The following is a 17,784-nucleotide window of genomic DNA, read 5'->3' as shown; positions in this document are numbered from 1 at the left end:
AGAAAAAAGCGCAACCGAACAAGGAGTTCAGAATGAGTTCACAGGTTTCATCGGCCCGCTCGGTTCGACCATCCGCCAGCCGGGATTCGATCGTTATCGACGTGCGTAATCACATCGGACACTTGACCCTCAATCGTCCGGAAGGCCTGAACGCAATCGATCTGGACATGGTCCGCACACTTCGCCAGCAACTTGACCGCTGGGCCCATGACCCGTCGGTTCATGCAGTGGTCCTGCGCGGCGCAGGCGGCAAGGCGTTCTGTGCCGGTGGCGATATCCGTTCGCTGTATGAAAGCCACCAGAACGGCCAGGATCTGCATCACACATTCTTTGCCGAAGAGTATGAGCTGGACCTGGCCATTCACCGTTATCGCAAGCCGGTACTGGCACTGATGGATGGTCTGGTGCTGGGCGGCGGCATGGGGCTGGTCCAGGGGGCCGACCTGCGCATGGTCACCGAACGCAGCCGCCTCGGCATGCCCGAAGTCGCCATTGGTTATTTCCCTGATGTCGGCGGCAGTTATTTTCTCTCGCGGCTGCCCGGCGAACTGGGTACCTGGCTGGGCGTGACCGGGTCGCAGATCGGTGCTGCCGACGCACTGTACTGCGGCCTTGCCAACTGGGCCATGAACAGCGAACTGCTGCCGCGCCTCGACCATATGCTTGATCACCTGAAGTGGAAGTCAAGCCCACTCAAGGACCTGCAGGGTGCGCTGGCCAAGCTGGCTACCCAGCGTCTGCCCTCCCCGCCGCTGGAAGCCCTGCGCCACGCCATCGACCACTTTTTCGGCTTGCCGGATGTTCCCAGCATGCTCGAACAGCTTCAGCAGGTGGTCATCGGCGACACCAGGGACTGGGCGCTGGATACCGTCAGCCGAATGAAAGCTCACTCGCCGCTGGGCATGGCCGTGACTCTGGAAATGCTGCGCCGTGGTCGTCATCTGCCGCTGCCGGCCTGCTTCGCCATGGAGTTGCACCTGGATCGCCAATGGTTCGAACGCGGTGACCTGATCGAGGGCATACGCGCGTTGATCATCGATAAAGACAAGAAGCCGCAATGGAAACACGCCAGCGCGCAGGACGTCAGTGCCGCGCAGGTGCAGAGTTTCTTCAGCGGTCTGGAGAATTGAGCCGTGCACGATCTTGAATTGACCGAAGAACAGGTAATGATTCGCGACATGGCGCGCGACTTTGCGCGTAATGAAATCGCGCCGTATGCCCAGGCCTGGGAAAAGGCCGGCTGGATCGATGATGCGCTGGTTGCCAAGCTCGGTGAGCTGGGCCTTTTGGGCATGGTGGTGCCGGAGCAATGGGGCGGTACCTACATCGACTACGTTGCCTATGCACTGGCGGTTGAGGAAATCTCCGCCGCCGACGCGGCCACCGGCACGCTGATGAGCGTACACAGCTCGGTGGGCTGCGGGCCGGTTCTCAACTACGGGACCGACGAGCAGAAGCACGCGTGGCTGGAAAAACTGGCCACAGGCCGGGCCATCGGCTGTTTCTGCCTGACCGAACCGCATGCAGGCTCTGAAGCCCACAACCTGCGGACTCGCGCAGAATTGCAGGGCGATGAGTGGGTCATCAACGGCGCCAAGCAATTCGTCAGCAATGGCAAACGGGCACACCTGGCTATCGTGTTTGCGGTGACCGACCCGACGCTCGGCAAAAAGGGCCTGTCGGCGTTTCTGGTGCCGACCGACAACCCAGGCTTCGTGGTGGACCGCAGCGAGCACAAGATGGGCATCCGGGCATCGGACACCTGCGCGGTCACCTTGAACAACTGCCGAATCCCCGCAGCCAACCTGCTGGGTGAGCGTGGCAAGGGCCTGTCTATCGCCCTCTCCAACCTGGAAGGCGGGCGTATCGGCATCGCCGCGCAGGCACTGGGGATCGCCCGCGCCGCCTTCGAAGCAGCGCTGGCGTACGCCCGGGAACGGGTGCAGTTCGACAAACCGATCATCGAACATCAAAGCATTGCCAATCTGCTGGCCGACATGCACACCCGCATCAACGCCGCCCGCCTGCTGACCCTGCACGCCGCGCGTCTGCGCAGCGCCGGGCAAGCGTGCCTGTCGGAAGCCTCACAAGCCAAGCTGTTCGCGTCGGAAATGGCCGAATGGGTGTGCTCCAAGGCGATCCAGATTCATGGTGGCTATGGCTATCTGGAGGACTACCCGGTCGAGCGTTACTACCGGGACGCGCGCATCACCCAGATATACGAAGGCTCCAGCGAGATTCAGCGCCTGCTGATCGCTCGGGAACTGCGTCATTATCTGGTCTGACGTAGAGGCCGGGCGATACGGTATGCAGGGGCAGCGCGTCAGGGCTTCACGAATCGCTCTCGCCCCAGCAACGTCACCAGCAAGGCCACCGAGTCGGCATTCTTGAGCATGATGTCGGTTCGCTTGTGGACATCTTCGTAAAACACATCACGCGCCTCTTCGAGCGTGCTCTTGCCAGCGATGCGCAGAACTGTCTGCTTTCCGTTGCCGTCCCTGCGCCTCAGATCGTGCCACGCATCTTCGTCCAGTTGCTTGAACAACTTGTCCCGATCCGTGTGAAAGGAAAGGGTCTTTTGCTGCCGATATATCGTTTCGTTTCTGATGCGCAGTCGATAGGCAGGTGCGTCTTCGAGCAAATCAATGAACGGGGCTTCTGAGTCCACATAGGCGATGTCGTCCGCTTTCAGCACCATATGCGATAACTCATGAATCAGGATCGCGCCCCGATAATGCTGAGCAAACTTGAACTCCCCGGCCCGTTGCGCACTGAGCTTCAATCGATAGGTCGGCAGTCGAAAGAACTGCTCTGTCAGAAAAACCCGCCGCGCCGGGTCGGCTTCGAAGATGAAAGCGCTGGCCGACTCGTTGCCTATTCGATTGACACCGACGACATAGCGCGACGAGTCGATGGGCGACATCGAAGGGTCGATCAACTCCTGATACAGGTCGGTGACCGTCTTTTTAGTGACATCGCGCAATCGATCGTCAGGCGCCTTCTGGGCAAAAAAATCGCTCAGTATTTTCTCCGCACGCGGATCCAGCGTGTTGTCCGGCGAGCGTCGGGTCAGGTTGTCCAGCGCGTTTTCCAGATAGCGCTGCGCCTGCAGGCAGGCATCTTCGATGGCCTGGGCCATGTCCCGGTGGCGATGACGAATCTCGGGCATGCCTCGAGCGCTGACGACCATGATCTCGTCAACCAGATCATCGACCAGGTTGCCTTCCATTCGGGTCAGCGCCCCGCCTCCACCGCGCAGCCCGCCAGGGATGTCCAGCTTCCATTGCTGATCCGCATCCAGGCTCACCGAGGGACCGATCTTGCTGCCCGACACGATGAACCAACCGTCCTCATCGGACTGCACCTCATAGGTTTTCCCGCCGATGGCTGCATACGCCCTGCTGGTAACAGGATCGCGGTAGACGCTTAACAGTTCATCGCGTTGCAGCGTGTACAAGGCTATGTCGTGAACTTCGAACTCGCGCAAACGCTCGCGGATCTGTTGCGTCAGAGAGCCGTTGCTCCAGGAGAACTCGAACGTATCAGCGCCATCGATCAATTGCACAAGCGGGTCGGGCGACGTTGGGTCATCCAGCAAGGCGCTGGTCTCATGAGCCGTCAGTAAGGCGGCTTCCGCAGGGTTCTGCCCGGAAGAAATCATCACGCTCAGGGCCGTCATGAACTCCGAGATGGCCTGGCCCCATTGCTGATCCGTTGCCGAGATGAGCGACAGGTTCAACAATGTCTGCCCCTGAATGATGCCGATCAGCGCCCCCAGGCGCCCAGGCATGAGTGCCATGAATTGCTCTGCGCCCAGCGTGAACAGGTACTGGCTCGCCGCGCGGCGATGTTCGGCATTGGTGACGCTGTACTGCTTGACCTGCAGCTTCAGGATATCCAGCGCGCCTTTGAACATCAGCAACAGGCAGTTGCCCTCATAAGGATCGATTTGCACGGTGACAGGTGCAGGACGCTCGAACGGCAGATCGAAAGAGGACTCGGCGCTGAAAGGCAGGTGCGGCTCCACAAAGCCACCCTTGTCGTAAATCTTGCGCAAATCCGGGTCGATCCGGTCCAGAATGTACGCTTGAAAATAGGCTGAAGTGTGAATATCAAGGACCAGCGCAGCCTGGTCGGCGTACTCCTTGAACACGAAATCATCGTGCAGGGGCGCGTAAAGCACCCACGGTCCCGGTTGATTGTCCTTTGGCCCCATCAGGTACGTATTGAGCACGACGGTCGGCTCCCACCCCTCCTTGGCCGGAAGCAGTTTCAAGGGGCTGAGGATCATCTGGCAACCGTTGACCGGCAGGCGCGCGACCGCATCGGGCATGGTCAGCACGTTTTCGATAATCCGATACGCCTGCTCGGACAGCTCGTTTTTCAGCTTGAAGGAAAAGGCTCGCAATATATCCAGCGAAGGAACCTGTTCGACGAACAGTTTGCGGCGCTCGAGATATTCCGGTGTGGTTTCGGCCAGCACCGAGTTCAGCATCGTGCGGTAACTCGCGGCGACGTCCAGCGACCTCACCAGTTCGCGCAGATACGCCGGTGTCAGGGCCGCGTTCAGCGGCGTGTCATCCTTTGAGGAGAGCAGAATGACGCCGTCCTGCCTGGACAGAAAGCGGTTGATTGCGAATTCCACCAGGTTTTCGCTGACGGCCTGGGTCGCCGCAGGTACCGACTGAGGCACCTCGCCCGGCCCCACCGGTGCCGGAACATAGTGCGTCAGGGAAACACGCACGTTTTCAGGATCAGGCCGAGGCTCTGCGAAGTCCTTGTCGAACCTGCGCTTGAGCTGCTCGAGGGAATAATCGTAGAAGCTTGGAATACCGAACAGAAAGTCCTTCTCGCCGACACAGGTCACATAAAACCGTCGCAGTACCTCGACCAGCACGACCTGATCACGCTTCGACGCCTCGCTGACCCATGAAGGTACGAGCGCCCGGTAGATGATGAACTGAATCGCGACCCCCAGAGAATTGAGGGCCTGGCGATTTCGGTCATCCCGCTCTGCGGCACTCAGCAGGTTGACGAACAGTTCCGACGGCACCTGCCAGGCGATGGACTGCCGATAAAGATCGGCCACCGTACGCTGTTGGCGCTCGACCTCGTCGCGCTGCAATGCCTCGATGAGATGCCCCTCAATGGGTTGCAGGACGACCCTGAGCTCAAGCGTCCCTCGACGGTCACGCTGGCCGAGTAACATGCGCCGGTCAGGTTCAGCGATAACACCTGACACCTGCGAGCCCAGCTCCATGCTTGTCAGTCGCCCGGCGACGTACTCTTCCAGCGCCTGCAGGGTTTCGAAACCGACGAGACCCTGATCCAGGATCCACAGAATGGGCTTACTGTCGGGAAGCCTGCCAGTGACCACAAACGCATTGGGTACCTTGACCACGGGCGCCTGCGGGTCGTACTGAACCGTCACCCCGAAAGCATCGACGCGCGCCTCGCCCAACGCCTCCCGAAGTGCTGGCAACGGCCTGTCGAGGACCTGCTGTACGTTGTCGAGGAAAGCGACAGGCAGCGTGGCCGTGCGTCGTTCGACCAGCAATTCAAGGCGCAGCGAATACTCCCGGACCAGGGCGGATATCACGCCGGGATGCAGGCTGGTATCGCGTTGGCGAATCGTGCGTGAGTAGAACTCGCTGATCTGCCCCTCGAAGCGCTGGGCAAAATCTGCCTGCACGCAGATCAGTATCTGCTCAAGCAATGCCAGCGACAGACGCTGCACCGGTTGATCCGCCACCGGCGTGATCTGCCCGGCGAGAACGACACTGTCAGCCAATGAGGCGCTTGCGTAACCGCACACCCGTTCAAGCGCCAGCGTCAACACTGGCACCGGCGCCGCCTCAGCGACACCCGCCTGCACCCAAAGCTTGCGGGCATCCAGAGGCGGACCGCCGATCAGGGCCAGATAGAGGTTGAGCGCGCGATGCATGCAGCCATCTGCACCGGCATGCATGGCATCGACGCTGTCGAGCAAGGCGTCGAGCTTTTTCAACTTGCCCATCCAGTTGTAGGACGGGTCTGAAATCAAGTTCGGCCGCTCACTGACACTGCTCTGGGCAGCCGCCCCCCAGACGCTGTCAAAGCTCAGCCGGTCCTGACGCCAGCGCCCTGCGTCGTGCATGTTCAATAGCCGACCATCGAGCAGCTTGCGGATGTCCAGTGCATCGTCGATCCGCGCCGGATTTTTTTCGGAATGAAGGGCCGGCAGGTCAAGTACATAGCGCAGGTCGCGCTCTTGCAAGGCGATCAGGGCATCAATGAATTCGCTGAAAAAGTCCTCGGTGAGGGTGTCATGACGCAGCTCGAGCTGACCTTCCAGGCTGATGACGGAATGATCATTCAGCGATGAGTAAAACAACAATCCGGCGCGTGAAGGGCCCCTCAGCACATGCTCGATGGCCTGAGCCTGATCGCCGAAGCGCAGGAAGCCCGGCAATGACGAATAGAGAAACACCGCAGGTGACGCTTCTCCGGGGAAATCGATGAAGAATACGCCTACCAGCTTGACCGGGTCCTGGCCGGCCACGACGACCGATAACCTGCGTACCCTCGGCACCGGCACAGCGGGCGCGCCAGGCTGCGAAGGCAGCAGGCTCAGCAGCCAGCGGTATTCATCCTCGGTCATGTTACGGTGCGTCCTGCTCGATAGCAGATGCTGGCGAAAGCACTCGGCAAGCGCATCAGCGGTGAGGTCGCGACGCGTGCGACCGCCCTGCCCCTTAGACGTCCAGTAGTCAGACAGCAATTGCTCATACGCGGTGCCGACCGAAGCAGCCGAGTCAGTCAGCGCCTGATCGAAAACGATCGCCTGTGCCGCAGGCAACGCCACTCCCTTGGCATCCAGGTAGCGCCGTGTCTGGCCTGCCGGCAGGGCTTCGTAGGAAAACGCCTGCATGGCGGCATCGGCAAGGTATTGAGTCCCGACGACTGTTGACGTTGCCGGAGCAGCGCCGGGCGCCGTGTGCACAAGCTGGACAGTCTGGGCAACGACGTCGATGCCCCTTTCTACCAGCACGTCCTGAAAAGCCTTGCCAGTCGCCTCTCGAAGATCGGGCAGCGCCTCCAGTCTGACCGCCAGACGCTGCAGATGCCCGGCCTGCTGGCGCATGACCGTCTGCGTGCGCGCGTCAAACAGCGAGCCCTCGATGCGCTCGCTCTCGACGATCGACACGGCAGTGATATCGTCGAATCGTTGCTGCAACGCGCTGAACAGCGCGCTGCGACTCTCGAATTGCTCGATGCCGACGGTCAGGGTACTGAGAAAGACCCGTGCCGAGGGGTTGGCGGCATCGCTGATGAACAAGGCCGCGGCCAGTTCCGCGTTGACGGGCAACTGGTCGTTTATCAGCAGTCTGTCGACTCGGGGAAGCGCATCGTTGGTTGGCTCGGTGCTTTCGGCGGCCAATAGCTGCAACCACGCGCCGTCGTCGCGGCTGATTCGAGACTGTGCTATGGCGTCCTGAATGTCTTGTGTGAATCGCGCGCGCAGAGCGTCGCTGGAAAAATAGGGAGCTGCTGACATGTACTGTTTCCTTTGAGGAGCGCCTCTGCGCACGGCGCCCAGGCGCGTGGCAGAGAAAAAGGAAACAGCGTATGAGAATGAACCGAAGCGCCTGCGTTACATAAAGCAATCGATCGGCAGACGCGCTTCGTCAAAAAAATCAGTTGGCGGCAGCTTTGCCGTTCTTCTCGACCCAGGCCGCGAAGGCATCGATGAACTTCTGCAGGAAGGGCCTGGTTTTATCGGACAATGCGCCGGACTCGTCGAAAAAGCTTCCGGCGCCGCCCAGGTAGGCTTCGGGCTGCTGAAGGCACAGCACGTCCAGAAACACCAGCGACTGGCGCAGGTGATGGTTGGCACCAAAGCCACCGACAGCACCCGGCGAGGCACTGATCACTGCGCCCGGCTTGCCGCTGAAGGCACTTTTGCCGTAAGGACGCGAGCCCACGTCGATGGCGTTTTTCAGGGCACCCGGCACCGAGCGGTTGTATTCCGGGGTGACAAACAGCACGCCGTCGGCAGCGCCCAGTTGCTCGCGAAAAGTGGTGTATGCAGGCGGCGGTGAGTCGCCATCGATGTCTTCGTTGTACAACGGCAAGTCACCGATCTCGACGATATTCAGTTTCAGGCTGGCAGGTGCCAGTTCTGCCAGAGCAAGCGCGATCTTGCGGTTGATGGACTCTTTTCGCAGACTGCCGACCAATACGGCAATGGTATGAACCTGGCTCATGAAAATATCCGTCATCTGATTCAAGGGAAGGTTAGGTATAGAACAGAAGCCGGGTTTAGACGACCTGTGCGCCAGTCAATTCCCCACGCACTTGAACAGCAGGGATTATTTTTTCCCTCAAAGGCAAACTCACCTATAGATCAGTGGTCTACTAGCCTCGATGGATTCGTAAACCAGCAGTTATATTCAGTTTCAGAGGTTACAGAGCAAATGGCTTCAGTTCTCGTCGGACAATTTCATGCCAGGGACGCCGAAGGTCGCGTTTATCCGGTTCATGAGTTCCAGGAATCGCAGCCGAATGAGGCGCAGGGCGGGCAGCCGGTGATCACCTACAGGCTGGCAATCGGCGACCGGGTCAAGCATTTGGGTGGTGAGGACTTCGAGCTGGTGCAATCGGGCATAAAAATTACCCGTACACCCACGTAATACCGGCAGCATTCCCGCTTTGGCTGCACGGCCAGCGGGAAGCTGTTAATCCGAAAAGATCAGATACCAGAAAATCGCCGTTTCACGAGTGTTCGGATCGATGCCCCGATAGCGCATGTGATCCACCCCGCCGACCACGTACCCGCAACTCTCGTACAGCCTGCAGGCGCCCAGGTTATTGTTCTGTGTTTCCAGAACGATGCCCGGCAGACTGCGCTTGCGCGTCCAGAATTGCGCGGCGTCGAGCAATGAACGTGCGACGCCATGACGGCGCGCCGACTCGTCTACCGCCAGCTCATCGATGTAAGCGAAGCCGCTCCAGTGAGTGCTCATCACGATGTGGCCGACGGGGTGGTCATCCAGCCAGGCAACCATCACCGAACTGGTGTGGGCGTCGCGATGATCGGCAAACTCCTGAGAGTCGATGCCATAATTCTTGCTGTAGGGCTCGACCAGCTCGACGGGCCATGAATCCACGCGCTCGCCGATAATCGGCTGGGCATAGCCGAGCACTGTAAACGTGAATTCGCTGTTGAGGATGTAGTCCTCGAAGCATTCGTCTGCAACCCGAATGCTCAAAGCAGGATGTGCCACGTTCAGTTCACCTTTGCCGCTTGCTGTCAGGAAGATGCCTGTGCTCCGGCTTCCAGCATCTGTACCCAGAGCGGAGGAGCACCACAAGCCTTGGCGATGGTGCTCATGCGCACTTCGTGCTCGGCCAGCTCGCTTTCAGAGGCGCGAATGATGCGGCAAGGCTTGCGATCGGCCGGCAGGCGGCGAATTTCGCTGGCGCGGTTGCCGGAGCCTTCGCCCGAGCCGTTGCCATCGGAGGCATTGCCAGCCAGCGACAGACTGGTCTGCCCGCCGGTCATCGCCAGGTAGACGTCGGCCAGAATCTCGGAGTCGAGCAATGCGCCGTGCAGCTCGCGGCCCGAGTTATCGACGCCGTAGCGTTTGCACAGCGCATCCAGACTGTTGCGCTGACCCGGGTGGCGCTCCCGCGCCATCATCAGGGTGTCGAGAACCGAACAGTGCTGGGTGATATCAGCCCTGTCCTGCGACCCCATCAAGGCAAATTCGTTGTTGATGAAGCCAACGTCGAACGCCGCGTTGTGAATGATCAGCTGCGCGCCCTTGATGAACTCGAAGAATTCATCGGCGACTTCGGCAAACCGCGGCTTGCCGACCAGAAATTCGTTGGTGATACCGTGAACACCGATCGCGCCTTCGTCACTCTCGCGATCAGGTTGCAGGTAAACGTGAAAGTGCCGACCGGTCAGGCGGCGACCGATCAACTCGACACAACCGATCTCGACGATGCGGTGACCATCCGTCACCGGCATACCGGTGGTTTCGGTATCGAGGACGATGGATCTGTTATCCAGGTTTTGCAATGCCATTGACTGTTGCCTCATGTACAGACCGCGATTCTAGCACGCAGCGGCCGTTGCAAGCCCGTGCGCGTCTAGCCGTGCCGGATGCCGCGCACTTCGTCGACGCCACGGTTGGCGAGCTGGTCGGCACGCTCGTTGCCAGGGTGGCCGATGTGCCCACGCACCCACTGCCATTTCACCGTGTGGCGACTGACCTGTTCATCCAGGAGCTGCCACAGATCGGCATTCTTGACCGGCTCCTTGGCAGCGGTTTTCCAGCCGCGCTTCTTCCAGTTGACCATCCACTCGGTAATGCCTTTCATCACGTACTGAGAGTCGGTCACCAGCGTCACTTCGCAGGGGCGCTTGAGTTCTTCAAGGCCGCGAATCGCACCGGTCAGTTCCATCCGGTTGTTGGTGGTATTGGCTTCGCCACCCCACAGCTCTTTTTCGACGCCCTTGCATACCAGCAGGGCACCCCACCCGCCCGGGCCGGGATTACCCTTGCAGGCACCGTCGGTGAAGAGTTCAACGCTATCGCTCATTACGACCTTTCCAGAATGATGGGCTTCATGTGCAGCAAGGCGTTATTCAAGCCTGGTCCTGAGTGTTGCGGCTGACCTTGGCCATCGGCATCGGGATCAGCTTGCCGATGGGGTCACGGCGCACCTGACGCAAGGGCCTGAGACCTACCACCAGTTTGCGCGCCACCAGTACATAGAAGCCGCCACCGGGGCTCTGACGTCCCTCGCCAAGGCGTTCAAGCCCTGCAAGACGCGACTGCCATACTGCTGAAGCAAGGGGCGGACGATAGCATCCGAAGCGCCGTTTCTCCAGCGCGAAGCCCAGCAGATTCAGCCAGTCAGCGACCCGCGAGGATGAAATGCAGCGTGCCTTGCGCAACGCATCCCGAGCGAAAACGTGGCGTATGCCCCAGGTGCTCCAGGGGTTGATGCCGATAATCAGCAAGTGCCCGCCCGGCCGCACGCTGCTGGCCGCTTCACGCAACAGGCCATGGGGCGACAGGCAGAAATCCAGGCCATGTTGCAATACCACGACATCGGCCGCGTGCTCACTCAATGGCCACGCCTGTTCCTCACAGACGATCTCGACACCCGGCAGCGGCGCACCAAGGCGTACATTGCGCTGCACCTGGGGCGCCACCGGCGGGCTTTGCGCCGATGGGCCGTAATGCACCAGATAGCCACCAAAGTACCGCCCCAGTTCTTCGTCGAGAATGCGCCGCTCCTCTTCGAGCAGAAGCTGCCCCAGCGGCCCGGAAAGCCATTCACGGGCAGCGCGGATCAATGCAAGCCACTCAGGATCAGCCTGAGCGAACGCTTCATCGGTCATGAGTTCTCCTCCAGAGGTGCTCGCATACAGCGGCAACAGACTCTAAGATGCACCATTGTCCGCCGCTATGCGAACTGCGCTATGATACAGATCCACGCCTTTGCTGCTTTCAATGACAACTACATATGGTTGTTACAAGACCTTTCGAGCCAGCAGTGCGCTGTCGTCGATCCGGGCGACGCAAAGCCGGTGCTGGGCTGGCTGGCGCAGAATCCCGACTACCGGCTGACCGATATCCTGATCACGCACCACCACAATGATCATGTGGGCGGTGTCGCGGAACTCAAGCAGTCGACCGCGGCCCGTGTGCTGGGCCCTGCGGCCGAGACCCTACCGGCGCGCGATGTCTCGCTGGTCGACAATGACCGCCTGACCGTGCTGGGCCTGGAATTTGTGGTGCATGCGGTTCCTGGTCATACGCTGGGGCATATCGCGCTTTATCACGAGGACGCCACAACACCCCTGCTGTTCAGCGGCGACACGCTGTTTGCCGCCGGATGTGGACGGCTGTTCGAGGGTACGCCGCAACAGATGCACGATTCTCTCGGCCGCCTGGCCGAACTGCCGGACAGCACGCTGATCTACTGCGCTCACGAATACACGCTGAGCAATCTGCGCTTTGCACAGGCCGTCGAACCCGACAACGTCGATATTGCCGAACGCCTGGCCGAAGTGACGCGCTGGCGCAGCGAAAATCGCATCAGTCTTCCTTCGAATATGGCACTGGAAAAACGCACCAACCCCTTCCTGCGTACCGGGGAAACATCCGTTAAAGAAAAAGCGGACGAACGGAGCGGCGGGCAAAACACCTCGCAGAGTGCGGTCTTTGCAAGCCTGAGGGCATGGAAAGATAAGTTCTGACCCGACCCTAAAACCGCAATAAAATTCTGAAAGGTTGACCGACGGCAGGCCGCTTCCTAGAATCGCCCGACATTTTCGTCTGGATGTACCCCCCGAACAATGTCGTCATCTACCAGCAAGCCTTCACATTCGGACGCATTGACTCGGTTGGCTCAGGCCATGGCCGTCACCGCGAGTGCCCTTCTGGCCGGTTGCCAGAGCACCGCCAGTGTCGACCCGGCCAGCAATCATCGCGCGCCTAACCTGGCCGCCGGAATCAAGCAAAAACCGATTTTTCTGTCGCACAAGCCTGCCACCCCTCTCGCACCGCCACAGGATGTCTGGGAACGCATGCGTCAGGGCTTTCAACTGCAACAAGGCAACGATCAGAACCCCCGCATCGATCAACAGCGCCTGTGGTTCGCCAACAACCCTTCCTTTCTGGAAAATGCTGGCGAGCGCGGCAGCCTGTACATGCACTACATCGTCGAGCGCCTCGAAGAACGCAACATGCCGCTGGAACTGGCGCTGCTTCCGGTCATCGAAAGCGCCTACAACCCGATGGCCGTTTCGCGCAGCCAGGCGGTCGGCCTCTGGCAGTTCATCCCGTCGACCGGGCGTTACTTCAACCTGCGCCAGACCAGCTTTTATGACGGACGTCGCGACATCCAGGCCTCGACCGTTGCGGCACTGGATTACCTGACCCGCCTGCACGACATGTTCAACGGTGACTGGCTGCTGGCCCTGGCAGCCTACAATGCCGGCGAAGGCACGGTGAGCCGCGCCATCGAGCGCAATGACAAGCTCAACCTGCCGACCGACTACTGGAACCTGCCGCTGCCGCAGGAAACCCGCGATTACGTACCTAAGCTGCTGGCGCTGTCCCAGGTTGTATTGTCGCCGGAAGCTTATGGCGTCAATCTGAACCCGATCGCCAACCAGCCTTACTTCGAAGTCGTCGAGCTCAACAAGCGTGTCGACCTGTCGAAAGTGGCCAGCGCCGCCGACATCGACGAAGACGAGCTTATTCAGCTCAACCCTGCCTACAAGAAGCGCCTGACCGTCGATGGCCCCCAGCACCTGCTGGTGCCTACCTCCAAGGCGCAATTGCTGACGGCCAGCCTGCTGACCATGAAACAGGAAGAACTGGTCGCCTGGCAGCCTTACCGGGTGCGCAAGGGCGATACTCTGGAAAGCCTGGCCAGTCGTTATCAGGTCACGGTCAGCTCGCTCAAGGGCAATAACAAGCTGTCCGGCAACCGCCTGAAGATCGGTCAGTCGCTGAGCATACCGGTCAAGCCGGGCATGCAGAATTCACAGCCCGTGTTCGAAGCGCTGGCCAGCAACGACAAGCCGTCACGTACCCGCAGTTACAAGGTGCGCAGCGGTGACAACCTGACCAACATCGCGCAAGCCAACAAGGTTGATGTCGAAGACCTGCAACGCTGGAACAAGCTGACCGGCAAAAAGCTCAAGGTCGGCCAGACGCTGGTCATGCAGGACACCAGCAAACCTGCAGGTAAAGCCGCCGGCAAGGCGGTCGCCAGCACCGGTGGCAAGGACAGCGAAAAGAAATCCATGCAGTACAAGATCCAGAAAGGCGACTCGATGTACCTGGTCGCCAAGCGCTTCAACGTCGAGATGCAACATCTCAAGCGCTGGAATCCACGTAGCGGGCAGGCTCTCAAACCCGGCCAGACCCTGACCGTTTACCTGCCACACTGATGCGCGCGGCCACTTGCCCTTCGATAACCTTGGGGCGGGTGGCCGACGCAGCCCCGGCAGCGCCATCACCTGCAGTCTTTTTCCAGCTGGAACAAGCTGTTACTGTTAGCGACCCGAAAGCCCAAGCCGCCTGGATCGTGATACGTCCCTTCCTGCTAACCCTCAGCCTGGCCTTGAGCTTCTGCGCCAACGCAGCCATCACTGAAAGTCATGGTTACGCGCAGTTTGGTGTTCTCAAGTACCCGGCCAGTTTCACTCATTTCGACTGGGTCAATCCCGAGGCGCCGAAAGGTGGCACCCTGAGAATGATGGCCTTCGGCACGTTCGACACGCTCAACCCCTACACATTCAAGGGCAGCAGCCCGGTCTCGACCGGCAACTTCCTGCAGTATGGCGTCAACGAGCTGAACGAACCGCTGATGGTCGGCACAGGCCAGTACGACCCGTCCGGCGATGAACCGACCTCCAGTTACGGGCTGATCGCCCAGTCCGTGGAATACAGCGAGGACCGCAGCTGGGTGGTGTTCAACCTGCGCCCGCAGGCGCGCTTCCATGACGGCAAGCCCATCACCGCCTACGACGTGGCGTTTTCCTACCGGACACTGCTCAAGGACGGTCACCCTCAATACCGCACCGCCTTGCAGGAAGTGCAGCGCGTCGACATTCTCAACCGTCATCGCATCCGCTTTGTCTTCAAACGCTCCGGCAATCCGCTGCTGATCCTGCGCCTGGGCGAACTGCCGGTGTTGCCGCAGCATTACTGGAAGGACAGGGATTTCAAGGCGACCACCTTCGAACCGCCGCTGGGCAGTGGCCCCTACCGCATCACCCGCGTGCAGCCGGGTCGGCAACTGGTGTTCGAACGGGTCAAGGATTACTGGGGCAAGGACTTGCCGGTCAACCGCGGCAAATACAATTTCGATCGGGTCGAGGTTGAGTTCTACCGCGACAGCGACGTGGCGTTCGAAGCCTTCAAGGCGGGTGAATTCGACATCTACATCGAGCATCAGGCCAAGAACTGGGCCAATGGCTATGACTTCCCCGCAGTCGCCAGCGGTCAGGTGATCAAAGCACAGATTCCCCACCGCATACCGACCCAGACCCAGGGCCTGTTCATGAACACCCGGCGCGCCGCCTTCGCTGACATCCGCGTGCGCGAAGCCCTGGGGCTGCTGTTCAATTTCGAATGGACCAACCGCACGCTGTTCAGCGACGCCTATGACCGCTCGACCAGCTACTACCCCAACAGCGAATTTTCCGCGACGGGTCTGCCGACCGGGGCCGAATGGCTGCTCCTGGCGCCCTACCGCGATCAGTTGCCCGCCAGCCTGTTCACCCAGCCATTCACTCCATCAAAAACCGATGGCGGCGGGATACCGCGCGAAACCTTGCGCAAGGCCCTGAAGCTGCTTGCCGAGGCTGGCTGGACGCTGTCGGACAAGGGTTTGCTCAATGCCGACAAGCAACCGTTGCGCTTCGAGATCCTGCTGGTCAACCCCAACCTTGAACGCATTCTGCAGCCCTACATCGAAGACCTGCGCCGCCTGGGGATCAATGCAGGGCTGCGCACCGTCGACCGCGCCCAGTACAAGCAACGTCTGGACCGTTTCGATTTCGACATGATTCTGATGACCCTGCAGCAGACCCTGAGCCCCGGTCTGGAGCAGTGGCAGTATTTCCATTCCAGTCAGGCCGCGATCAACGGCAGCAAGAACTACGCGGGTATCGCCAACCCCGTGGTCGATGCCCTGCTGAACAAACTGCTGGCCGCGCAGACCCGGGACGACCAGGTCGCCGCGGCGCGGGCGCTGGACCGTGTCCTGCTGTCTCAGCACTACAGCATTCCCAACTGGTACCTGAACAATCATCGGCTTGCCTATCGCAACCGATTCGCCATGGTCACTACCCCGCCCTACACCCTGGGGCTGCGTGCGTGGTGGCTCAAGACTCTGGAGAAGCCCCGATGAACCCTCTGCACTCCCTGCGCTCGCAGGCAGCCGGCCTGCTGCTGGCCAGCCTCGCCTGCACGGTACAGGCTGCGCCTCAGCATGGCGTGACGCTGTATGACGAAGCGCCGAAGTACCCGGCTGATTTCAAGCACTTCGACTACGTAAACCCGGATGCCCCCAAGGGCGGCACGCTGCGCCAGGCAGGCTTCGGCGGCTTTGACAGTCTCAACCCGTTCATCAACAAGGGCGTACCGGCAGACGACATCGGCCTGATCTACGACACCCTGGCCCGCTCGAGCCTGGATGAACCGTTCACCGAATACGGACTGATCGCGGGCAAGATCGAGAAGTCCCCGGACAACAGCTGGGTGCGTTTCTATCTGCGCCCCGAAGCGCGCTTTCATGACGGTCACCCGATCCGCGCCGACGATGTCGAATTCAGCTTCAAGACCCTCATGGAGCATGGCTCGCCCATGTACAAGGGCTACTACGCCGACGTCGATCAGGTGATTGTCGAAGATCCGTTGCGCGTGCTGTTCAAATTCAAGCACAAGGGCAGCCGCGAGTTGCCGTTGATCCTTGGCCAGTTGCCGGTGCTGCCCAAGCATTTCTGGGCAGATCGCGACTTCAGCAAGGGCAACCTGGACTTCCCGCTGGGCAGCGGACCTTACAAGGTCGCCGACGTGAAGGCCGGTCGTTCGGTGAGTTATGAGCGGGTCAAGGATTATTGGGCAAAAGACCTGCCGATCAACAAGGGTTTCTACAACTTCGACGTGCTGACCACCGACTACTACCGCGACAATACGGTAGCGCTGGAGGCTGGCAAGGCCGGGCAATTCGACTATTGGATGGAAACCAGTGCCAAGAACTGGGCGACCGCCTACGACACGCCGGCAGTGCGCGACGGCAGGCTGATCAAGGAAGAGCTGCCCAACGGCAACCCGACCGGCATGCAGGGTTTTGTCTTCAACCTGCGCAAGCCTGTGTTTCAGGATGTCAGGGTCCGCGAAGCGCTGACTCTGCTGCTGGACTTCGAGTGGACCAACAAACAGCTGTTCAACGGTTCGTACAGCCGCACCAAAAGTTATTTCGACAACTCGGAAATGGCCGCCAGCGGCCTGCCGTCTGCCGAAGAACTCAAGCTTCTGGAGCCGTTGCGCGGCAAGATTCCGGATCGCGTGTTCAGCGAACCCTTCACCCTGCCGGTTACCGATGGCAGCGGCATGATCCGGCCGCAGCAACGCCGGGCCTTCCAGCTGTTGCAGGAAGCGGGCTGGAAGATCGTCGACGACAAGATGGTCGACGCGCAGGGCAACCCGGTAAAAATCGAGTTTCTGATGGCCCAGACCGAGTTCGAGCGCATTCTGTTGCCTTACAAGCGCAACCTGAGTGACCTGGGTATCGAACTGGTGATTCGTCGGGCCGACGTGTCGCAATACATCAACCGCCTGCGCTCGCGGGACTACGACATGATCGTCACGGGCTATCCGCAGTCCAGCTCGCCCGGTAACGAGCAGCGCGTGTACTTCGACTCATCCAGCGCCGACAACCCGGGCAGCCGCAATTTCATGGGCCTCAAGGACCCTGCGGTAGACTCGCTGGTCACCGGCCTGATCAACGCCGACTCACGGCAAAGCCTGATCACCCATACCAAGGCGCTGGACCGCGTACTGCTGTGGGGCTTTTACGTCGTCCCGAACTGGCACATCAAGACCTGGCGCGTGGCTTACTGGAACCACCTTGACCATCCCAAGGCCAAAGCGCTTTCCGATATCGGCCTGATGACCTGGTGGGCCAAGCCGGATGTCAAACCGGCGACCGCGACCCCGTCAGTCCCTGATCAGGCCAAGCCTGCGAACGCGGAGCAATAAC

13 protein-coding genes are annotated in these 17,784 nt (G+C 60.2%); 7 read left to right on the top strand and 6 right to left on the bottom strand.

Annotation, left to right across the window (positions count from 1 at the left end; all coding sequences use genetic code 11):
* Positions 1-32: 32 nt before the first annotated feature.
* Both LIX91_RS15975 and LIX91_RS15970 read left to right on the top strand, forming a co-directional pair.
* The gene (locus LIX91_RS15975; RefSeq protein WP_003415779.1) at positions 33-1,130 is read left to right on the top strand and encodes an enoyl-CoA hydratase/isomerase family protein; all 1,098 of its coding nucleotides are present in this window, start codon (positions 33-35) and stop codon (positions 1,128-1,130) included.
* Between the two features lie 3 nt (positions 1,131-1,133).
* Entirely contained in the window at positions 1,134-2,285 is a 1,152-nt protein-coding gene (locus tag LIX91_RS15970) for an acyl-CoA dehydrogenase family protein (protein WP_003415778.1), read from the top strand.
* 38 nt (positions 2,286-2,323) lie between these two features.
* Here the strand turns inward: LIX91_RS15970 and LIX91_RS15965 are convergent, their stop codons facing one another.
* A complete protein-coding gene (locus tag LIX91_RS15965; RefSeq protein WP_226488755.1) occupies positions 2,324-7,537 on the bottom strand; it encodes a dermonecrotic toxin domain-containing protein in 5,214 nt (1,737 codons plus the stop codon).
* A 139-nt stretch (positions 7,538-7,676) separates the two neighbouring features.
* Complete coding sequence (locus LIX91_RS15960) at positions 7,677-8,246, bottom strand: NADPH-dependent FMN reductase (protein ID WP_032698203.1); 570 nt, start codon at positions 8,244-8,246, stop codon at positions 7,677-7,679.
* 210 nt (positions 8,247-8,456) lie between these two features.
* Here LIX91_RS15960 and LIX91_RS15955 point away from each other — a divergent pair, with 210 nt between their 5' ends.
* Positions 8,457-8,672, top strand: a complete 216-nt coding sequence (locus tag LIX91_RS15955) for a hypothetical protein (protein ID WP_003342876.1) — start codon at positions 8,457-8,459, stop codon at positions 8,670-8,672.
* A 45-nt stretch (positions 8,673-8,717) separates the two neighbouring features.
* On the opposite strand, the gene LIX91_RS15950 is transcribed toward LIX91_RS15955, so the two are convergent.
* From LIX91_RS15950 to LIX91_RS15935, 4 genes are all read right to left on the bottom strand, one after another.
* The gene (locus LIX91_RS15950) at positions 8,718-9,272 is read right to left on the bottom strand and encodes a GNAT family N-acetyltransferase (RefSeq protein WP_032698202.1); all 555 of its coding nucleotides are present in this window, start codon (positions 9,270-9,272) and stop codon (positions 8,718-8,720) included.
* Between the two features lie 20 nt (positions 9,273-9,292).
* Complete coding sequence (gene dnaQ, locus LIX91_RS15945; RefSeq protein ID WP_003390621.1) at positions 9,293-10,072, bottom strand: DNA polymerase III subunit epsilon; 780 nt, start codon at positions 10,070-10,072, stop codon at positions 9,293-9,295.
* A gap of 65 nt (positions 10,073-10,137) precedes the next feature.
* On the bottom strand, positions 10,138-10,590 hold the full coding sequence (gene rnhA / locus LIX91_RS15940) for a ribonuclease HI (protein WP_003368579.1): 453 nt from the start codon (positions 10,588-10,590) through the stop codon (positions 10,138-10,140).
* 46 nt (positions 10,591-10,636) lie between these two features.
* Positions 10,637-11,398 carry a methyltransferase domain-containing protein gene (locus LIX91_RS15935; RefSeq protein WP_003415761.1) on the bottom strand — a complete coding sequence of 254 codons (762 nt, stop codon included), beginning with the start codon at positions 11,396-11,398 and terminating at the stop codon, positions 10,637-10,639.
* An 81-nt stretch (positions 11,399-11,479) separates the two neighbouring features.
* Here LIX91_RS15935 and gloB point away from each other — a divergent pair, with 81 nt between their 5' ends.
* The 4 genes from gloB to LIX91_RS15915 all read left to right on the top strand — a co-directional run bounded on the left by gloB (position 11,480) and on the right by LIX91_RS15915 (position 17,783).
* Positions 11,480-12,259: a hydroxyacylglutathione hydrolase gene (gene gloB, locus LIX91_RS15930; protein WP_226488754.1), complete on the top strand. Its 780-nt coding sequence runs from the start codon at positions 11,480-11,482 to the stop codon at positions 12,257-12,259.
* 99 nt (positions 12,260-12,358) lie between these two features.
* A complete protein-coding gene (locus LIX91_RS15925) occupies positions 12,359-13,963 on the top strand; it encodes a LysM peptidoglycan-binding domain-containing protein (protein ID WP_032702719.1) in 1,605 nt (534 codons plus the stop codon).
* Between the two features lie 137 nt (positions 13,964-14,100).
* Positions 14,101-15,930, top strand: coding sequence for an extracellular solute-binding protein (locus LIX91_RS15920; RefSeq protein ID WP_226488753.1), 1,830 nt, complete (start codon positions 14,101-14,103; stop codon positions 15,928-15,930).
* Positions 15,927-17,783, top strand: a complete 1,857-nt coding sequence (locus LIX91_RS15915; RefSeq protein ID WP_226488752.1) for an extracellular solute-binding protein — start codon at positions 15,927-15,929, stop codon at positions 17,781-17,783. Before LIX91_RS15920 ends, LIX91_RS15915 begins: the two co-directional genes overlap by 4 nt.
* Position 17,784: the final 1 nt, after the last annotated feature.

This window comes from Pseudomonas sp. B20, assembly GCF_020515755.1.
Taxonomy (GTDB): Bacteria; Pseudomonadota; Gammaproteobacteria; order Pseudomonadales; family Pseudomonadaceae; genus Aquipseudomonas; species Aquipseudomonas syringae.
This window is presented reverse-complemented; position numbering and strand designations above follow the sequence as displayed.

Excerpts from the sequence above, each read along its gene's own strand:
- LIX91_RS15975 (WP_003415779.1), top strand. The coding sequence starts at position 33 with ATGAGTTCACAGGTTTCATCGGCCCGCTCGGTTCGACCATCCGCCAGC.
- LIX91_RS15955 (WP_003342876.1), top strand. The coding sequence starts at position 8,457 with ATGGCTTCAGTTCTCGTCGGACAATTTCATGCCAGGGACGCCGAAGGT.
- gloB (WP_226488754.1), top strand. The coding sequence starts at position 11,480 with ATGATACAGATCCACGCCTTTGCTGCTTTCAATGACAACTACATATGG.
- dnaQ (WP_003390621.1), bottom strand. The coding sequence starts at position 10,072 with ATGGCATTGCAAAACCTGGATAACAGATCCATCGTCCTCGATACCGAA.
- LIX91_RS15935 (WP_003415761.1), bottom strand. The coding sequence starts at position 11,398 with ATGACCGATGAAGCGTTCGCTCAGGCTGATCCTGAGTGGCTTGCATTG.
- LIX91_RS15960 (WP_032698203.1), bottom strand. The coding sequence starts at position 8,246 with ATGAGCCAGGTTCATACCATTGCCGTATTGGTCGGCAGTCTGCGAAAA.
- LIX91_RS15925 (WP_032702719.1), top strand. The coding sequence starts at position 12,359 with ATGTCGTCATCTACCAGCAAGCCTTCACATTCGGACGCATTGACTCGG.
- LIX91_RS15915 (WP_226488752.1), top strand. The coding sequence starts at position 15,927 with ATGAACCCTCTGCACTCCCTGCGCTCGCAGGCAGCCGGCCTGCTGCTG.
- rnhA (WP_003368579.1), bottom strand. The coding sequence starts at position 10,590 with ATGAGCGATAGCGTTGAACTCTTCACCGACGGTGCCTGCAAGGGTAAT.
- LIX91_RS15965 (WP_226488755.1), bottom strand. The coding sequence starts at position 7,537 with ATGTCAGCAGCTCCCTATTTTTCCAGCGACGCTCTGCGCGCGCGATTC.